The 17,582-nt window shown below is 54.7% G+C and carries 13 protein-coding genes; 5 read left to right on the forward strand and 8 right to left on the reverse strand.

Annotated features, from left to right (window positions below; translation table 11 throughout):
• Nucleotides 1-205: 205 nt before the first annotated feature.
• Nucleotides 206-1,471, reverse strand: a complete 1,266-nt coding sequence (zigA, locus tag RMSM_RS28650) for a zinc metallochaperone GTPase ZigA (RefSeq protein WP_040769880.1) — start codon at nucleotides 1,469-1,471, stop codon at nucleotides 206-208.
• 1,065 nt (nucleotides 1,472-2,536) lie between these two features.
• On the opposite strand from zigA, the gene RMSM_RS28660 reads away from it, so the two are divergent.
• Together RMSM_RS28660 and RMSM_RS28665 are read left to right on the forward strand one after the other, a co-directional pair.
• A complete protein-coding gene (locus RMSM_RS28660; protein ID WP_040769872.1) occupies nucleotides 2,537-2,998 on the forward strand; it encodes a hypothetical protein in 462 nt (153 codons plus the stop codon).
• A gap of 511 nt (nucleotides 2,999-3,509) precedes the next feature.
• Nucleotides 3,510-4,886, forward strand: a complete 1,377-nt coding sequence (locus RMSM_RS28665; protein WP_008705531.1) for a hypothetical protein — start codon at nucleotides 3,510-3,512, stop codon at nucleotides 4,884-4,886.
• A 95-nt stretch (nucleotides 4,887-4,981) separates the two neighbouring features.
• Here the strand turns inward: RMSM_RS28665 and RMSM_RS28670 are convergent, their stop codons facing one another.
• Together RMSM_RS28670 and RMSM_RS28675 are read right to left on the reverse strand one after the other, a co-directional pair.
• Nucleotides 4,982-5,497, reverse strand: coding sequence for a thioredoxin domain-containing protein (locus RMSM_RS28670; RefSeq protein WP_008705534.1), 516 nt, complete (start codon nucleotides 5,495-5,497; stop codon nucleotides 4,982-4,984).
• Nucleotides 5,498-5,560: 63 nt separating this feature from the next.
• Nucleotides 5,561-6,292 (reverse strand): class I SAM-dependent methyltransferase, encoded by a 732-nt coding sequence (locus RMSM_RS28675; RefSeq protein ID WP_040769882.1) that lies wholly within the window; start codon nucleotides 6,290-6,292, stop codon nucleotides 5,561-5,563.
• 786 nt (nucleotides 6,293-7,078) lie between these two features.
• Between RMSM_RS28675 and RMSM_RS28685 the strand changes: the two genes are divergently transcribed.
• The gene (locus RMSM_RS28685; protein WP_040769884.1) at nucleotides 7,079-7,510 is read left to right on the forward strand and encodes a Fur family transcriptional regulator; all 432 of its coding nucleotides are present in this window, start codon (nucleotides 7,079-7,081) and stop codon (nucleotides 7,508-7,510) included.
• A 58-nt stretch (nucleotides 7,511-7,568) separates the two neighbouring features.
• Here RMSM_RS28685 and RMSM_RS28690 read toward each other — a convergent pair whose 3' ends face one another.
• A complete protein-coding gene (locus RMSM_RS28690; protein WP_236622343.1) occupies nucleotides 7,569-9,107 on the reverse strand; it encodes an alkaline phosphatase in 1,539 nt (512 codons plus the stop codon).
• Between the two features lie 652 nt (nucleotides 9,108-9,759).
• On the opposite strand from RMSM_RS28690, the gene RMSM_RS28695 reads away from it, so the two are divergent.
• Nucleotides 9,760-10,476 carry a membrane protein gene (locus RMSM_RS28695; RefSeq protein WP_040769878.1) on the forward strand — a complete coding sequence of 239 codons (717 nt, stop codon included), beginning with the start codon at nucleotides 9,760-9,762 and terminating at the stop codon, nucleotides 10,474-10,476.
• Between the two features lie 94 nt (nucleotides 10,477-10,570).
• Here the strand turns inward: RMSM_RS28695 and RMSM_RS28700 are convergent, their stop codons facing one another.
• Both RMSM_RS28700 and RMSM_RS37470 read right to left on the reverse strand, forming a co-directional pair.
• The gene (locus RMSM_RS28700; RefSeq protein WP_008705548.1) at nucleotides 10,571-12,025 is read right to left on the reverse strand and encodes a PDZ domain-containing protein; all 1,455 of its coding nucleotides are present in this window, start codon (nucleotides 12,023-12,025) and stop codon (nucleotides 10,571-10,573) included.
• Nucleotides 12,026-12,119: 94 nt separating this feature from the next.
• Entirely contained in the window at nucleotides 12,120-12,491 is a 372-nt protein-coding gene (locus tag RMSM_RS37470) for a hypothetical protein (RefSeq protein WP_008705550.1), read from the reverse strand.
• Nucleotides 12,492-12,908: 417 nt separating this feature from the next.
• On the opposite strand from RMSM_RS37470, the gene RMSM_RS37475 reads away from it, so the two are divergent.
• Nucleotides 12,909-14,042: a DUF3616 domain-containing protein gene (locus RMSM_RS37475; RefSeq protein WP_008705554.1), complete on the forward strand. Its 1,134-nt coding sequence runs from the start codon at nucleotides 12,909-12,911 to the stop codon at nucleotides 14,040-14,042.
• Between the two features lie 46 nt (nucleotides 14,043-14,088).
• Here the strand turns inward: RMSM_RS37475 and RMSM_RS28715 are convergent, their stop codons facing one another.
• Both RMSM_RS28715 and RMSM_RS28720 read right to left on the reverse strand, forming a co-directional pair.
• Nucleotides 14,089-15,519, reverse strand: a complete 1,431-nt coding sequence (locus RMSM_RS28715) for a sulfatase (RefSeq protein ID WP_008705555.1) — start codon at nucleotides 15,517-15,519, stop codon at nucleotides 14,089-14,091.
• Between the two features lie 170 nt (nucleotides 15,520-15,689).
• On the reverse strand, nucleotides 15,690-17,582 hold a 1,893-nt coding region (locus RMSM_RS28720), incomplete at its 5' end, for a response regulator (RefSeq protein ID WP_144058041.1).

Raw genomic sequence — 17,582 nt, forward strand, 5'->3', positions numbered from 1 at the left:
CTCGTCAGCGGCCGGGTCCCCGCGCACGACCCGGTGCCTTACGGCCCACGGCTCACCGGTGCGATCTGAACTAGCCTGACACTGGAATGCTTCGTTTAACCGTCAGCCGATAGGCGTACGCCAACACAGGCGAGTACGCCTTCGGCTAACGGTTAAACGATTAAATCAACCACACGTCACCAATTGTTCTGCCGGTGCCAAACAATCATCGTGCATCTGCCGTGGCGGCCACGACGTCCTCATCGGACGTTCCCAATTCGATTGGCGGCAACGGATCTTCGAACCTCGCCCAGTCCTTGGGGCCGAGGACGTATTCCAGATCAGTTAGCAGGCAGGCGTCAAGAATCTCGGTGATTCGCTCGCGATCCATCGCGTTGCCGATGAACACCAGTTCCTGGCGGCGATCCCCATGCTCGCCCACGAATTTGGCTCGAATTTCCGCTACTGATTCCTCGTCATCCGGCCACTCATCTTGCGGCGCGGCGGCCCACCAAAATCCAGCCGGATTCATACGGATCGAACATCCCGCTTGCGACCAATCGTAGGCCCAATCGTGCCGTGACGCGATCCACATCAGCCCCTTGCTCCGCAGTACCCCCGTAAAAAGCCCCTCCTGCATGTCGGCGTCAAGCGCTTTGATCAAGCGTTTGGGGTGGAACGGGCGTTCACGGCGATAAACGAAATCGGAGATGCCGTATTCCTCGGTTTCGGTTTCTTCTTCGCCGCGAGGTACCGCCAACCAACCGGGCTGCGACTCGGCTTCACTCAGCGAAAACAGCCCCGTCCCCATGATCTCTGACAGTTCGATGCGGCTTTCGGTTGTGCACAGAATCTTAGCATCCGCGTTGAGTCGCCGCAGTATCTGAGTCAGCTGTTCCAGCTCATACGGCGACACCAAGTCGGTCTTGTTGACGATGATCACATCTGCGAATTCGACTTGGTCGACCAACAGGTCCACGATGTTTCGAGTGTCTTCCTCACTCAGCCCCAGCCGGCGATCGGTTAGGTCATCCAATGAACCAAAGTCTTTCATGAAGTTGCCCGCGTCGACGACCGTTACCATCGTGTCAAGCTCCGCAACCAACGATAAACTGTCGCCCTGTTCGTCTTCGAAGGTAAACGTTTCGGCTACCGGCATCGGTTCGGAGATGCCCGTGGATTCAATCAGCAGGTAATCAAAGCGCCCGTCGCGTGCCAAGCGGCGAACTTCGACCAGCAGGTCTTCGCGAAGGGTGCAGCAGATGCAACCGTTAGACATCTCGACGAGCTGTTCTTCGGTACGTGAGAGATTTGCGCCTCCTGATTTGACCAATGCGGCGTCGATGTTGACTTCGCTCATGTCGTTGACGATCACTGCCACACGCAAACCCTCGCGGTTGGTCAGGATGTGATTGAGCAGCGTCGTTTTGCCGGCGCCGAGGAACCCCGAGAGTACGGTAACGGGCAAACGATTTGTTGAATTGGATTGCATCGTTGTTTTGAGTTGGGCAATGAGGTCTAGAAAAGGAGAGGATCGGGACGATCGACTTCCGAGCTGCGAAATCGAACTCGTGGCAACCGCCATGATCGCAGATCGGTTGCGAACCGCAGCAACACACTGCTAAGTCAAACCTACCGCACATGCAAACGGTGTGCACGTGGAAAACACTCGGGCTATTTTCCCGTAGTGGACGAGGCAACGAGTCCGGCAGCTTGGTAGTGGACGAGGCAACGAGTCCCGCAGCTCGAGATCTCGACCACAGACACCCGAACGTATCCAACGCCAGCCGAATCCTGAAAAAATTGCTCGGTCGACCGACGCCCGACTGATCGCAGTACCGTGCGATCACGATGGATATTGAAGGTTTGCTGCGGTAGGCCGATCGAGATCATCACGCAGCGAGCGGACCGGCGGGTCGCGATGGATCATTTCGTATCATGCCCCCAAACGCGACGCTGTGAAGCATGTTGTAGCGGTGCGGCGCGAGCCGCCCGGTCTAAACCGAACGTTTCATTCGGCTCAACCGGACGGCTCGCGCCGTGCCGCTACCAAAGTAGATGGCATTGGGCGTAAGCCGCCGGCTAGCGGAGGAGGCAAAACATAGCCCGGCGGGCGACACACTCTCGGTCAATGTGTCGGCCTCCGGCCTTACGGCGACAGTTCGCCCCAAAACCGTTGGCTCATGCCAACGGCAGGTCATGTTCCGGCCTCCGGCCTCTACGATTGCCGACTAATTCAGCAGTCTCACTTCGTCGGGGGCGAGGCAACGAATGAAGTTGCCGGAGGAGAAAGCTAGCTGCCGAAATCCACTGCAAACGCAAGCTTTTAGTGGCCGGTGGCTAACCCCCAAGCCCAGCGGCCAACAGTTCGTCCTGGTTAGCGAACACGGAATATCCGAGTCCACCCAGATCGCCATCAGTTCTCGTCCGCCTCTTAAACGGTATGCAGTTTGCTCAGACTGCGCTAACGCGTCGCTGCTTACGAGAATTGACAAGCCGTGGATGGCCTCCACTAAGCTGAACCAGTCGGTACGGCCTGAGGAAGTCCTAGAGCGATATGCGTCGCGTGCTCCCTGCGGTACCTTCGATTAAAGTGATAGCGGTGTTTAGATTTTTCGACATTTACAATCGGAACAAGCGTGCGTTGTCCGAGCCATCACACCTTCGCAAGGAAATTGAATCTTGGGGCGGCAAGGTGATTCAGCAGCGTGCGATCGGGCGGCCGACGGAGGCACCGTTTCCAAACACAAGAGTGTTTCCAATTCTTTACGAGTTTCGCGTGGATCACGAAGGTCGGAAGGGCATATGGTATGTCCGCACGTCAAACGACGATGGGCCACCTGATTGGGCCTGGTTCAATCTAGATCATAAAGACTCGCTTCCGATCGATCACCCGAACGCGGTTGTCATTAACGAACCCATCACTATCAGCCGGAATCCTAGTTGGCTGATTGTTGCAGTGATGATCATCGTCATCGGGATCGTGGTCTCTCTCACCGTGACGATAGTTATGGGATAAACCACCATTGTTGAAATGAGAACCGGCCACTTCTCCCGGTTTGTCAAATCCTTGGGAACGGGCATTTGATAGTACGTGTTTTCATCTTTGCGTCCGTGCCGCTTGAGCATCTCAGGAAAGCGTTCCACTTCGATGTCGGCAAAGTCATTTTCCAGGCGAAGAAAAGGTACGCGGACTCTTTCGCGTGCTGAAAAAGGTAGTGTTGCGATCCGGTGATTTGGTTTTCGCTCTACCGGTCGAGGGCACAGGATGCATTTTTTAATCGAGACGATCGGGACACGTCGTCTCGGCTTGTGACCGGCTTAGACTCAGATCAAACACTCCGCCGTGCGTATCATCTGGCTGACTGTGGTTTGGGTGACTTGGGAAATCAATGACTGAGGCATCTGTTCGCCAGACGCGGATGCGCATCAAACTGGCGCTGCTTTGCGATTTGGGTTCCTGTATCCTGCCATGCGGTCTTCGTACTGAATCTGTTCCGTGGAAATGCACCACTTTGAGGTCGTTCATCGTGTTTTTTAAGCCGAAAGCTAACCTGTCCGACGCCGAAAAGTCGCGGATTGAACTTTGCTTGCAACAAATCGCTGAATGCGTTGGCTTCGAGCGTTTCACGCTACCAGTGCTGAGCCCAAAAACGTTGTTCGGGGTGTACGAATCCGAGCGAGACCCGCAACAGGTGATTCAGTTCGTAGGCAAACACCTTGACCATGATGTCAGCGGGATTCAGGTTCGCGTTTTCCCACAGCTTGCCCAGAGCTCTTGCGGCGGCGGATGCGGGGGTGGTTCTTGCGATGGCCCCGGCGGACTGCCGGGACGATACGATGCGGCCGAGCGAACGATCACCCTTGATCTACGGATTGACAGCGATCCACCAATGGGGCTCGCCACCCTGATCAATGGAGTTGTCTGCGACCTGCTTTCTCAAAACAATCTCGATTCGGAACACCTGCCCGAACGGGTCGACCTTGCCGTTGTCGCGATGGGGCTTGGTATGATCCGCAGCAGCATTGGCCTCGTCGCAAAGCAACCGACTTGCTGGGATTCGACGCAGTGGGAGCTTATCCCGCGACCGTTCCTTGATTGCCAATCACTCGCGTATGCCAATGCGAGTGCGGCCTGGGCTCGCGACGATGCGACGCCCGAGTGGTCGAACGATTTGCCGAGTGACGTCAAACGCTCGATGCGGAAATCGCTGAAATTCTTGTTAAAAACGAATGACTCCTTTTTTCAACCGCGAGCCAAGCGATCTTTGTTGACGCAGTCGCAGAGCGAATGGTGGAAATTGGCAGCAAGCGTGTCCGCATCGAATCAAGTGATCGCGATTCGGCATTTGGAGTCCGACGGCAAGCTGGATGACCCGCAAGAATCACTGCTGTTGGAAAAGTTGTGTGCAACGAACCGTGCGATTTTGCTCAATGCGATCGCGGCAACCGAACGGATGGCTTCAAAGCACCCAACGGTTGTCAGCGAATCGGTTGTTCGTGAACTTCGCACGCTGACCGACCATCGTGACGACGAAGTCCGCGCGAAGGCCATGTGTGTCCTCGCAAAACTGGGCAAGTTGCATGAAGCAACGATCGAGACCGCCACGGAAATGTTGGAAGACCATCAAAAGCACCTCGTTTTTGCCGGCGTGTACGCGTTATCCACACTCGACTCTGTTCCCGAACGGGTCGTCCCGTCGATGGATCGATGTTTTGTTCGTGTTTTGCGAGCGTGTGACTACGAGTTCATTGATTTGATTGTGACAGCCTACCGGCGTTGGCTCGATGATCCTCAATCGCACTTTGAAGGTCTGCTACAGGACAGCCCTGAGCATCTGCCGATTGCGCTGGAGACACTGCAGAAGGCTCCCGAACCACTCGTGCAAATCCGTCGTGGGGCCTGAGTGAAAGTTCGACGACGATGATCTTGTTGCCTCGGTGAGCTGCAAAGATCATCGTGAGAGAAGACTGCATTTGCAAGTCATGTTTCCGCCGCAAATCACGGCTCGGTAAGCCGGAGAACTTCGCCTTCGAGTAGATCAATTGAAAGCGGAAAACTGCGTGTGATGACAGGTTTCCCTTGATCAAAAAGCACATACGTCGGACAAATCGTACCGCCGAGTTGTCCGACTCTTTGGGCATTGGCATTGAAGTCGACTCGGATAACATCAACGTTGCCCTCCAAGGATTCACGCAGACGCACGACATCGCGTTTCGTTTGCGCACATCGCGGACAATTGAAATTGACTCCGAACTCGACGAGCACCGGTGATTTACTGGCCTGAACGTACTCGCTCAATTGTTCTCCGCTGAGCACTGGCAGCTCGTTTTCGATCGTGTCCGTTGATGTTGGTTCTACACGGCTAACCCCGCAACCAACGATTATCGTTAGAAAGCACACCACCAGTGAACAAAACACGCTCTGGGCGAACACCGAACGAATATGTTTCATCGCTTTCAGTTTCATTTGCCCGCCCTTGCTCTGTTCAGAAATCTCGAAATCGAAGTGTCTCATACCCGTAACCTGTGACGGCTTGACTTTGCCAGAGGTGGAACGAAACTTCTGGCGAGTGAGGGTTCAATTGTTCGATGAACGCTCCGATGGATCCTGGGTGGTCCGCCGCGTGAACCAGGCATGGATCAGCCCCGTCTGAAGGAATTGCACGGGAGGCTCGAAGCCACCGGAGACCATTAGGCGCTTCACCTCGTCGGGTGGTAACACCGCTACATCGCGTCCGTAAGCTGCCTTCATCCGCTCCACTCCTTCCGGCGGAACATCGGAGGTCCGCATGGCGTGCCACCAGACCTCCAGCAAACTCGCATATTCGGGCGATTCGGTGTCCGCAGCCAAATCTGCGTTGATCAGCCGTCCGCCGATTCTCAGTCGCTCGCCAATCTCGCGAAAGAAATCCGTTCGATCCCCTCGGTCTAAAATAAACTGCGAAACGAGCAGCGAGGTGGCCACGTCGAATGGTTCCGCTTCGCGGAGCGAGTTTAGGTAGCCGCCGTGGAACACACAACGAGAACTGATTCCATGCTCTTCGGCCTTCCTTTGGCAAACCTCAAGCATCGGCGCCGATGGTTCAACCGCGGTAAACGTCCACCGCGGGTGCCGCTCGGCGAGCCGAATCAACTCCCAGCCGGTACCAGCGCCGACACAGAGCACGCGACCGACCGATGGCATGTCCGAAAGCATCGCCTCTATCAACAAATGCAACGCATTTCGAAGCGGCGATAGTCTCGCCTGTACCTGATCGTATCCCGACGCACACTGACGGTCGAAGAACCTTTCTGCCTCTTGTTGCTGCATCGCTATCTCCAAAGATTGATTGTTGGTCATCAGGACACACGAAGTCTCTTCCCCAGCACCACGCCTGCTAGTTCCGCAGCCCCACTGCGATCGAGTTTGGATCGATCATCCCCATTGAGTTGGTGGGAAACGAATTCACTGGTCGCAGATCTGTTTGTAGCGGTATTAATCATGCTATCCCTGTCGCGGACCAACTGGGTTCGCAAGCGGTGCAACAATCCACCGCAAATCCGAAGGCCGCCGTGATCGCAGATCGGTTGCGAAACGCTGCAACCTACTGCGACGTCAAACCTACTTCACATGCACACGCTGTGCAAGTAAGGAGCGTCTTCGCCAAACTTTTATGTAGTGGACGAGGCAACGAGTCCGGCGGTTATGGATTCCGACCTCAGAAACCCGAACGTTTCACTCGCCTCAACCGGACGGGCCTCGCGCCCGATGCCATCTACTTTGACAACGATTGGGGGAAGCTCAAGTAGTGGGATTCGCCAGAATCCCCATCTTTGCTGTTGAAACACCAGGAACTCTGGCGAGTCCCACTACGAAAGTAAATGGCATTGGGCCCCGCGCCGTGCCGCTAAAACCTTGCAAAACACGGCGGATAGTTGCTGCACTGCGTTGCTCCGAGCGGTGCGGGGACTCGTGGCCTCGTCCACTACGAATCGGGAGAGGGACTCGTGGCCTCGTCCACTACGAGGCGGGGAGACGCGCGAGGGGTTTCTTGCAACGACGTTGCATTTGGAATAGGATGAAGGATTGCAGCCATCTGAAACGTTGGAAACCAAAATGACCAAGAACGACGAATCGCTTGACCTGGTCAAGCAAGCGATTCGCGACGCGGGGCTAAGAGCCACGCCGGCGCGAATTGCCACTTTGCAATTACTTCGCGCATCGACATCGCCGCTTACTCACGCGGTCGTCGCCGAGCATCTCTCTGCTACGGGCGTCGACAAGGCGACGGCGTTCCGCAATTTAAACGATATGGTGGACGCGGGATTGTTGCGTCGAACCGAAGTCGGCGATCACGTCTGGCGGTTCGAAGCGATCAGGGGCGAAGCGGGACATGACGCTGCACATCCGCATTTTCTCTGTGTCGATTGCGGCACCGTCTCCTGTCTGGACGACGTCAAGCTGACCGCGGGAAGCCAGCGAGAAAGCGAAAAAGTCGGTGAAGTCACCGAAATTTTGCTTCGCGGACACTGTAATGAGTGCCGCTAGTCCGCGTCAGCATGGCCAACGGCGAACAGAAGCGTCTTAGACCCTTCTGTCAACGCGTTTACTGCGTTTTCGATGTTGGAATGAAGGCGTCGGGGCGGTCGAGATTGAAATAGTGGCCGTGATCGGCGGTCAGAATCAATGCCGTTTCGTCCCAGCCTCCGTTCTGTTCAATCCACGACACGATGGCGGCAAACGCCTCGTCACCGCTGTGAACCGCACCGATCGAGTTGTCGATGTTGTTGGAATGGTTTGCCCAATCGACATCACCGCTTTCAATCATCAGCCACCAACGGTCCGAACGTGCATCGAGAACGTCGATCGCCGCCAGCGCCATCTCGTCGAGTTTGACGCTCTCGTGCAAATCGGCTTCGCTATAGACCTCGGCCTTTACCGGCTTTGAACTGCCGTAGCTGACCACCGGATTGTATTTGCCGTCGGCCGTTTGATACGGCAAATGGCCGCCTTGAGCGCCAAAGTAGCCGAACAAACGCTTGTCGTTCTGTTTGGCTTGCTGGACCGCTTCGCTCAGCACGGTGGGACCAGCGACCCCCGGGGTTCGCTGCGCCACGACGTACTTGCCGCCGTTGTCGACATCGATCGCGGCCAAATCGGCCGCCGCAATGTACTTGTTGCCGGGGACGTAGTTTTTGCCCTGCGAGCCATCTTTGTCTTTTTCGATTCCCCAGCCGCCACCGATCAGCACATCGACGCCTGACAATCCGCCAGGATGATAGACCGACGGACGGCCGATCAAGTCACGTGTCAGATCTTGGTAATCATTGCGATGCACGTTGTTGGCATAGGCGCATCCAGGTGTCGCGTGGCTGATCGGAACACTCGTCACCACACCGATCGCAAAACCATCGTCTTGTAACGTTCTGGCGATCGGCTGTACTTCGCGTCCCATGAAGTCAACATTCATCGCGTCATTGTAGGTCTTTATGCCGCACGTCAATGAAGTCGCGGTCGCCGACGATTCCGCGTAGGCATGCTTGGTCTTTTTGCTCTTTCCGATCGGGTAATCGGCGTCGGTGACTGGCCGCCATGGTGCATCGCCACCGAGTGAGGCATCGTAACCTCCGCGAACTTTTCCATCCGGATTCACAATGGTCTGAGTGTTGACGTCCACCGCAGTGCCCTCATTGTGAGGACTGGTGACGCAATAGCCAAAATCCGTTTTCACGCCTCGGTAATCCAGAAAATGCAATCCTTCGCCACGTCCTTCGTGATAGACCTTGCCCGATTTTGCGATCGCGGCAACGCGAGTGGTATCCCAATCCATCCCGTCGAACACAAACAGAATCACACGCTTCTTGCCTGAGGCGATGGCCGACTTTTGCAACTGGTAAACATCGGTCTGGTCAAAATATTCCGCCTCGGGGTTGAGCGTGTTCTTAGGAACGTATCCATACAGCTTTTTGATAGCCGACGCATCGCGGTACAAGCTGTTCTTTCCGCTGACCGAATCCAGTCCGATTCCAAATGCATAAACGGGAATCAAGCGGTTGCTGTGAGTCTTCCAACTCGAGTATTTTTCTGCAGTAGGTCCCCAGTGCCCCCAATCCGCTTGACGAGCGGTCACCGCGTCAGTCTGCATTTTTGCGATCGGATCGACGTCGTGCGCCGCCGCTGGCCGGCAAACAATTACAATTAGCAGCAATGCAAGGACGGAGCCACAAAATCTGAAACCTGAGTGTGGATGCATTTTTTAAGTTTTGATTTGTAGGCAGGAATTTGGGCAGGAAAGCTTTCTGAAAAGCCTCGAACGCACATGATACTCGATCGCCTATCCAAAAACAGCATGTTATGGCAAGCGGTTCACCAAGGTTTTAGAGATGGTTCGCGGCCGATGATCCGGCTGCACTACTGAGCATGTTCGAAGCACTATGGCAAACGCAGAAAGGGGTGTCGCGAACTTGCAAAATGCGTTTGGCGAACGCGAGTGGTGTCAAAAGACAATTGGCAAACGGCAGCCGTCATTAGGATAGGGGGGCCGAAGCCCAATGCCATCTACTTTGGCAACCATTGGGGGAAGCTCAAGTAGTGGGATTCGCCAGAATTCCCATCTTTGCTGTTGAAACACCAGGAACTCTGGCGAGTCCCACTACGAAAGTCGATGGCATTGGGCCGAAGCTGGCTCGATTTGGCGATACCAACGGTTTCAGCGTGGTGGACGCGGCAATGGAGCGTTTGGCTCTTGATTTGCAAAACCGGTCATTGCTATTTCCTTACAAAACGGAGCCGCAAACATGGTCATCGAGTCCTTTATCGGAGCAAGCATTCTGGCGTTGATCCACTTGTTCGCCGGCAGCCTTCGTTTTCTTGATGTGATCCCGCGAAGTCGTTGGCTGTCGATTGCGGGCGGTGTTGCCGTTGCCTATGCGTTCGTCCATTTGTTGCCTGAACTGCAACAGCACCACGAGATACTTCGCACGACCATCGCGGCAAATAGTTTTCAGTCGCTTGCTGAGCATCTGTTGTGGTTGATGGTGCTAAGCGGATTGGTGCTCTTTTACGGACTCGAGAAACTAGCGATCCGGTCAAAAACCAAGTCCGGCGAATCGACCACTCCGGCGTTTTGGCTACATATCGTTTCCTATGCAATCTACAACGCATTGCTGGGTTACCTGCTGGTGCGCGAAGATCGCGGGTTACGTTCGTTGTCCTTTTATTTGGTCGGAATTGGTTTGCATTTCTTGGTCAACGATCACGGGCTTCGGCAACATCATCGACAGCGTTATCATCGGGCAGGTCGATGGATTTTGTCCGCGGCGGTTTTAGCGGGTTGGGGTGTCGGAGTTTCTACCGAGCTTCACGAAGCGTGGACCGCATCGACCATCGCGTTTTTGTCCGGTGGGATTTTGCTGAATACATTCAAAGAGGAGTTACCCGAAGAACGCGAGAGTCGTTTTTGGGCGTTTGCGTTGGGGGCGTTTAGCTACGCGGGCTTGTTGCTGGTCGCATAAGGAAGAAAAAGCAAAATTCGCCAGCGATGACGGCAAACAACCGATCGCTGGCGAATTTCGCAAAATCCTGCGGTTCATCAAACGCAACTAGCGTTTATCGAAAGCTGGACATCAACTTTTCGCGGCTGGTCAATTGCACGCGGACCGTTTGCTCTTCGTTCTCGCGTCGGATTTTGACGCGAACATTCTCCGTCGGCTTCTTATCGCTGATCATCTGGATCAATCCCTTGGGCGAATCGACCGAGTCGCCATTGATCGAGACGATTGCATCGCCGGTCTGAAGGTCGGTCTCCGCCGCCGGGCTTTGCGGATGGATCCCAAGAATGACAACACCTTCGTCCGTTTCCCCCACGGCGATCCCGAGAGCGGCTTGCGACACGTTGGCGTTATCGCCGGATCGATTCCGATTCGACGCATCCGTTTGCGAGCGATCGTTTCGGTTTGACATCGGACGGTTTTGATTGCGAGAGTCCTGCGCAAATCGCCGAGACTCGTTACGAGCGTGGTTGCGGTCACCGCGTTGATCGGCTCGATACCGTCGTGCAACCTGCGTGGGTGGTGAGACATTGACCGATTTACCATTGGCCATGATTTCGTCAGCCACCATCGCTGGTTCGCCATTCATTTTGGCAGGTCGAACGATCAGTCGCAGCTCGTCCCCTTCGCTCAAATTCAACTGGTCCACCTTGGATTTCGTTCCAAGGTTGACCGTTTCCTTTTTGCCGTTTTGACATTGCACTTCGGCGATGACAAATTGTCCGTCGTAATTTCGAAATTGGGTTGTCCGCAAGTTAAGAACTTCGGCGCGAACCCGCTTTGCATTGCGACTCGATGGCAAGTTGACCGTGACCTTTTCGCCACCGCTGGACACGGTGCTGGCTAGCAATACCGAGCGATCATTGACACGTCCTTTCCGGCCGGTGACGGTAATCTCGTCACCCTCGCTGAGCCCCAAGCGTTTTAGCTGCGACTTTGGCCCTAATACCGCTTTGGCAGGCCAGTTGTCTTCGCTACGAATCCGAGCGATCACACAAGGATCGTCGATGCCAACGATCGATTCGGTTTTCAACTGCAAAATTTTTCCGGAAATGGATTCTTGCGAGCGCGACGCCATTTGACGACGTTGTTTGCTATCGCTATCGCCAGACGCTCGCTTTTCAGAGCGTGCTTGTTGGTCACGCTGCTTCGAAACGGTTTGTTGCTGTTTGTCGCGTTTCTGAGCGTCACGGTTGGCACGCTGACGACTGCTTTCACGAGCCTTTTCGAGGTCGTAGGTAAAGATGGTTTCGACCGCATCGAAACTGCCATCGTTGTCATAATCGACGGCCATCCGAATCCAACCGCTCGGCGAGATGCGATAGTTCGGATCTTTACTGCTTTCCGATTCGCCTTGTGAATCGCTTCGGCGTTGACTCTGTTGCTGATTCTCGTTTGTCGATTGTGATTGTGAGTCAGAGGCAGAGCGGGCGTCGTCATCGACAGCAAGAGCTACACCGCCGCTGCATAGCGATGCCAGACAAACTGCCGTGAAGAATTTGTGAAGTTTCATTGCGTTAGTTCCTAATCGTTGGGGAATATCGGAATGACTCAGTTGATTTGAGTCGTCGTGATTTGAGCTTTGAGGATCCGGTCAACCGACGGATCTATTCCTCAAATTCGTCGTACCGGTCGACACCGACGGGGCCGTCGTCGTCTAGCCCGTACTCGTTGTCGTCGTACCAATTGTCGAAGTCAGGTTCGTCGTCATACCAGTCGTTGCTGTAGTAGTTGTCGCCGTACCACGCTTCGCCTGCGTCGTACTCGTCGTTGTCGTAATAGCTACCGAAGTAGTCGTTTTCATAGTCAATCGACGAGTCCGAGTCGAACCAGTCGCCGGGGTCATACCATTCCTCTTCGTGGTATCCGTGATCGGGGTCCCACTCGTAGTCGTCTGCGGTTGCCGGCTGGAATGAAATGACGGCAAGTGCGACGGCGCTAGCAAGACTCGCTAGCCAGGATCGTGTATTGATTCGCATCGGTTAGCTCCAAGTGTTTGTGTTAAGAAGGCTTCGTAGATCCAAGGTGTTCGCTGAATGGACAAGCTGATGGGTGGTGATCGACCACGACTTGGCATGACAATCCTCGTGCGAATTGGGGATGGGACATACGAATGCAGATCCGATTCACCAGACGACCCCGCAACGAGCGCGCCCGAACAAACACACTTGCCAAAAAATTTTCTGGTTCACCATTGCATCACTCCGTAGGTGAATTGGCCGTCGTTGTGACGGCATAACATTCGCGTGGTGCAATGTCTTGGGTTATTGAAGAAAGGCCGCCAATTGCGATCGCGGATGTAATTTCGGCTTGCCGTAATCTCGGTCCTCTTCGACGACCGCCGAGGAACAAGCACCAGCAAACGAGACGGGCACAAGCAAACGGGAACCGATCCGATGGCGAAACAAACAAAATCAGAACACGAGCGGAACGATCTACGAATTCCATCCGAACACAACGAAGTCTCTGCGATGACGGCGTGCTACAACCGTCGAGTCCTCGATGCTTTTGGTTTCGACCTAGCGTTCTGGATCGTCAGCGACGAAGCCCAGGCTCATCACTCGGTCGCGTTGCTGGGCCGGCAACAGTGTGCCGAGTCGCAATCGACCGACGATGACGCCGACGCGTGGCATGTGATTCCCGTGAAGGCGAAACTCAGCAAGCATTCGACCGACGAAGAGACCGATGATCCCGAATGCGTCGCCCGGGTTGGCGGATGGATCTACATCTTTGGTTCGCATTTCGGAAGCAAGTCAGGACCGCTGGATCCGCAGCGGCATTTCATCGCAAGATTTAACGAATCGCTCGTAGAAATTAGAAACGAGAAACTTAAAACGCAAATGGATGTTTGTCGCGTTCCCTTTGCACTGCATCGTGCGATCAATGATGCCATCACACAACGCGATTTAAAATTGATCGCCGCAGGCAGCCAGTCATTAAAGAATTACATCCGCGCCACGATCGCAGACGCCGACGGTGACCAACCAAAATGGCGTGATCGTCTGCATCATAGCGACCGACCGATCAATATCGAGGGCGTCGCATTTCTTCCGAACGGTCGAGTGTTGATCGGCTTGCGATACCCTGTGACCGCGGAGGGACACCCCATCCTGGTCGAAGTGGACGGTATCGATCGCCTATTCGAAAAGAAGGGGCTTCGCAAATTTGGACGCGTCAAAGCGACTCGTGTGTTCGTGCTACAGAACGTAGGCAAAGCCGAACAGCCGGCGGGAATCCGTGCAATGATCCAGCGAGGTCGCACCGTTTATGCAATTACCGGGGACCTCGATTCGGATCCCGATGAATCTCAGATTCTGGCCGACCATCCGAAAGGATTCGATTCGCCCAACCGCTACCATGTCTTTGACATCCCCGACGGTCCCGACTACGGAGTCGAACCCATCCAGGTGGAAACGCGGTTTACATTTGAACAGCGGGACAACGTCGAAGGAGTCGCCGTTACCGACGACGGATCGGTATGGTTTGTTCACGACGACGAGGATATCCACTTGACCACCATGTCTCAGTAGAGCGACCGAGAACCGCGAACGTGGTTGGCTGAGTTGCCTCGACTGCTTATTTCTCGATCTTGTCGTTGGCTGCGGCGTAGGCGTTGTGCCCGGTCGATTTGCCCGACAACACAGGATGCTGGTCTGTGGGCAGGTACGCCGCATGTTGCTGCACAATCGCTTCGTACTCGGGGTTGGCCGCCAAATTCGTCCACTCGTGTGGATCTTTGCTCAAGTCATACAACTCACGCGATCCATCGTGATATTGGATGAAGCGATAACGAGTCGACCGAATCGCGAAGTTGCCAAGACCAAAGCTGGTGACTGCAGGATTTGCCCAAGTTTGCGTTGGATCCCGCATCAGCGGAACGAGGCTGTCGCCTTCCAGTGTGGAATCCGACGGCAACCCGGCTAGCTGCAAAAGCGTGGGAAAGACGTCCACCAACTCAGATGGTCGCTCCGTCACTTGCCCTGCGGTAAACCCCGGTGCCGATACAATCAGCGGCACACGAGTACCGTCTTCCCACAGCGACCGCTTTGCCCATCGTTGTTTTTCGCCGAGATGAAAACCGTGGTCTGAAAACAAAACGACGATTGTATTGTCCGCATAGTCACTTGATTGCAGCGCATCCAATACCATGCCGACGCAGTGATCGGCGAAGGTGACGGAGGCCAAGTAAGATTGCACTGCGTGCTCCCATTGGCCCGCTTCGGTGACCCAATCATGTGTCGGAGAAACGTGTTCCAAATTCGTCAAGTCGATTGCATATTGACTGAGGTCGTTGCGATCGTCCTCGCGAACCAGTGGCAATTGGATGTCTTTCAATGGATGCATATCGAACCACTTCTGCGGCGCATACATCGGCACGTGCGGTCGATAGAATCCGACGCCCATAAAAAAGGGCTTATCGTGTTCCGTATCCAATTGTTTGACCGCCCACTTCGCCGCTTTCACGTCAGGCATTTGGTTGTCGTCTTCGGGATAAACGCCCCAGTCCCACAGCGGGTGGCCGTGCGGCTGAGAAATCTTTTGCTCCGGTCTCGGACCAAAACCGCCCGAAGGCTTATAGTCCTGAAAAAAGCGTTTGTCGCCAGTGTGAAACAGCTTACCCGACGCCATTGTCTTGTACCCGTTTGCGGCGAACACCTCGGGCAAAGTCTTAACGTCACGCAGCGCAGGAGCCTGCTTCAGGTCCGGCGCTAAGAAATAAACACCGGTCGTGTGCGGATAACGTCCCGTCATCATGCTCACACGCGACGGGTTACAGACCGGCGACTGACAATGCGCGTTTTCAAACAGCGTTCCCATTCCGGCCAACCGATCGATATTGGGCGTCTTGGCTTGCGGGTGTCCACCCAGACAACCGACCCAATCATTCAAGTCGTCAATCGAAATCAGCAGGACATTCGGCTTATCGGCCGCCGACGTGGGAACCGCCGATATGGCGAAAGCAGTGGCAAGACAAAGACAAATCAGAGGGACAAGTCTATACATCATGAAAATTCGTCAAACAAATTCGGAGGAGGGGGGGAGAGGTTTTCGGGGAACGCTTAATCTTAGCTTATTTCATGATGGGTATGCCACCGACCCTTGCAAAGGGAACCGGAAACCCCTGGCCAAGACGCGATCGATAGGCGCCACCCGAACTTCGCCCAATAAAAATGCGGTCAGACCTCGGAACCGTAGCGTTCGACCTTGGCGAATAATTCTTGCGATTGAAAGGGTTTTGAAACGTAGTCGTCCATCCCGCAATTGATGCACTGTTCGCGATCTCCCTTCATGGCATTTGCGGTCATCGCCAAGATCGGAATGTGTTTACCACTGGTTCGTTCGTGTGCCCGAATCTCACGCGTCGCTTCGATTCCGTCCATCACTGGCATCTGTATGTCCATCAAGACGACATCGAATTTCGCCGGATCGGCCGCGAAGACGGCATCGACGGCTTCGCGACCATTGTTGGCGACGACAACCGAATGCCCGCGTTTCTCGAGTAACGACACAGCGACTTTTTGGTTCACCAATCCGTCTTCGACAAGCAAGATGCGAGCGTGAATGTTGTTACTACCTTTGGCAGCGGCCGGACACCGTTGAGGCAACTGCGACTCGTCACTTCCTAGCGTCATCGTGACTGTATGAAGCAGCGTTGAATGCTTGATCGGCTTAGGCAGACACCGCACAACATTCAGCTGCCGCGCGAGCTCCAGTGCTGCGGATGCCGACGTCATCCAAATGACCTGCATCGCCGCCAAAGTGCCGTCAGCATGTCGACGGATCTGTTCGGTTAGCTGCACACCGTCACGGTCCGCCATCGTCACATCCACAATTACAAGTCGATAGGGGTGTCCCCGCTGACAAGCGTGTTCTAGCTCGGCCATCGCGGCATCATCCTTTGCCACCACGGTGGCGGTTAGTCCCCACTGAACCAACAATTCACCTAGGATTTCGCCACTGGTGCGATTGCCATCCACCACCAAAACCGGTTGTCCGATCAGTGGTTTGGGAATCTCGCTCGAAACTTGCTCGGGGGCGATCCCCAGCTGAATCACAAATTGAAAATTGCTTCCTTTGCCGAGCTCGCTCTCGACCCAAATTCGGCCGTTCATCAGCTCGGCGAGTCGCTTTGAAATGGTCAACCCCAACCCGGTGCCCCCAAACCTGCGTGTCGTTGCACTCTCGGCCTGGCTAAACATGTCGAACACCCGCGACTGATGCTCAGGCGAAATACCGATGCCAGTATCACGAACCGAGATGTGTAGCATCAACGCATCGTCGGTTTGCGATTCAATACCGACCTCTACAACGACCTCTCCATGCTCGGTGAATTTGATTGCGTTGCCCGTCAAGTTCATGACAATTTGACGTAGCCGCGTCGGATCGCCAATAAGCGTGTCAGGGACATCCGGCGATATCCGAGATGCCAATTCCAGTTTTTTCTCGGCGGCACGATTACTAATCGTCAGCAGCGTATCGCCAATCGTTTCTCGCAATCCAAACGCGATGCTTTCCAGTTCCAGTTTGTCTGCTTCGATCTTAGAGAAATCCAGGATGTCATTCAGCAATTGCATCAACGCATCTGCGGATTGGCGTACGATGTTTTGATAGTCACGTTGTTCATAGGTCAATTCGGTGCCCAGCAACAACTCGGTCATGCCAACGATTCCGTTCATCGGAGTGCGAATCTCGTGGCTCATCGAGGCAAGGAATTCGCTTTTCGCATGATTCGCCGCCTCGGCACGCTGCTCTTCTCGAATGGCGATTTCATTTAGCCGTCGCATCGGCCGGAAGACGAACCACCGCGTAATCACAATCGATGTTCCCGACACGGCGATCGACATGACGACGCCAAGCACGATGGCAAAGATCATGTCATGCCGGATCTCGCCAATCACGGCCCGTCGCGACATCACCAAATTGACTTGGCCAATGACTTCCCCTTCAAATTCCACATCGGTCGCGGCCACCGCATGCTGAGACGATCCAAGATATCCTGCGAGATCGATTTCGGGTTGCCCTGTTTGGCGACGCGCGGCAACGACCTCCGCTTCATCGCGGACTTCGAC

The sequence above is a fragment of the Rhodopirellula maiorica SM1 genome, assembly GCF_000346295.1.
In the GTDB taxonomy this organism is placed as follows: Bacteria; Planctomycetota; Planctomycetia; order Pirellulales; family Pirellulaceae; genus Novipirellula; species Novipirellula maiorica.

Bases quoted from the DNA above. Each gene is read 5' to 3' on its own strand.
- zigA (WP_040769880.1), bottom strand. From the start codon at position 1,471: ATGCAATCCAATTCAACAAATCGTTTGCCCGTTACCGTACTCTCGGGG.
- RMSM_RS28660 (WP_040769872.1), top strand. From the start codon at position 2,537: ATGCGTCGCGTGCTCCCTGCGGTACCTTCGATTAAAGTGATAGCGGTG.
- RMSM_RS28670 (WP_008705534.1), bottom strand. From the start codon at position 5,497: ATGAGACACTTCGATTTCGAGATTTCTGAACAGAGCAAGGGCGGGCAA.
- RMSM_RS28675 (WP_040769882.1), bottom strand. From the start codon at position 6,292: ATGCAGCAACAAGAGGCAGAAAGGTTCTTCGACCGTCAGTGTGCGTCG.
- RMSM_RS28685 (WP_040769884.1), top strand. From the start codon at position 7,079: ATGACCAAGAACGACGAATCGCTTGACCTGGTCAAGCAAGCGATTCGC.
- RMSM_RS28690 (WP_236622343.1), bottom strand. From the start codon at position 9,107: ATGCAGACTGACGCGGTGACCGCTCGTCAAGCGGATTGGGGGCACTGG.
- RMSM_RS28695 (WP_040769878.1), top strand. From the start codon at position 9,760: ATGGTCATCGAGTCCTTTATCGGAGCAAGCATTCTGGCGTTGATCCAC.
- RMSM_RS28700 (WP_008705548.1), bottom strand. From the start codon at position 12,025: ATGAAACTTCACAAATTCTTCACGGCAGTTTGTCTGGCATCGCTATGC.
- RMSM_RS37470 (WP_008705550.1), bottom strand. From the start codon at position 12,491: ATGCGAATCAATACACGATCCTGGCTAGCGAGTCTTGCTAGCGCCGTC.
- RMSM_RS37475 (WP_008705554.1), top strand. From the start codon at position 12,909: ATGGCGAAACAAACAAAATCAGAACACGAGCGGAACGATCTACGAATT.
- RMSM_RS28715 (WP_008705555.1), bottom strand. From the start codon at position 15,519: ATGATGTATAGACTTGTCCCTCTGATTTGTCTTTGTCTTGCCACTGCT.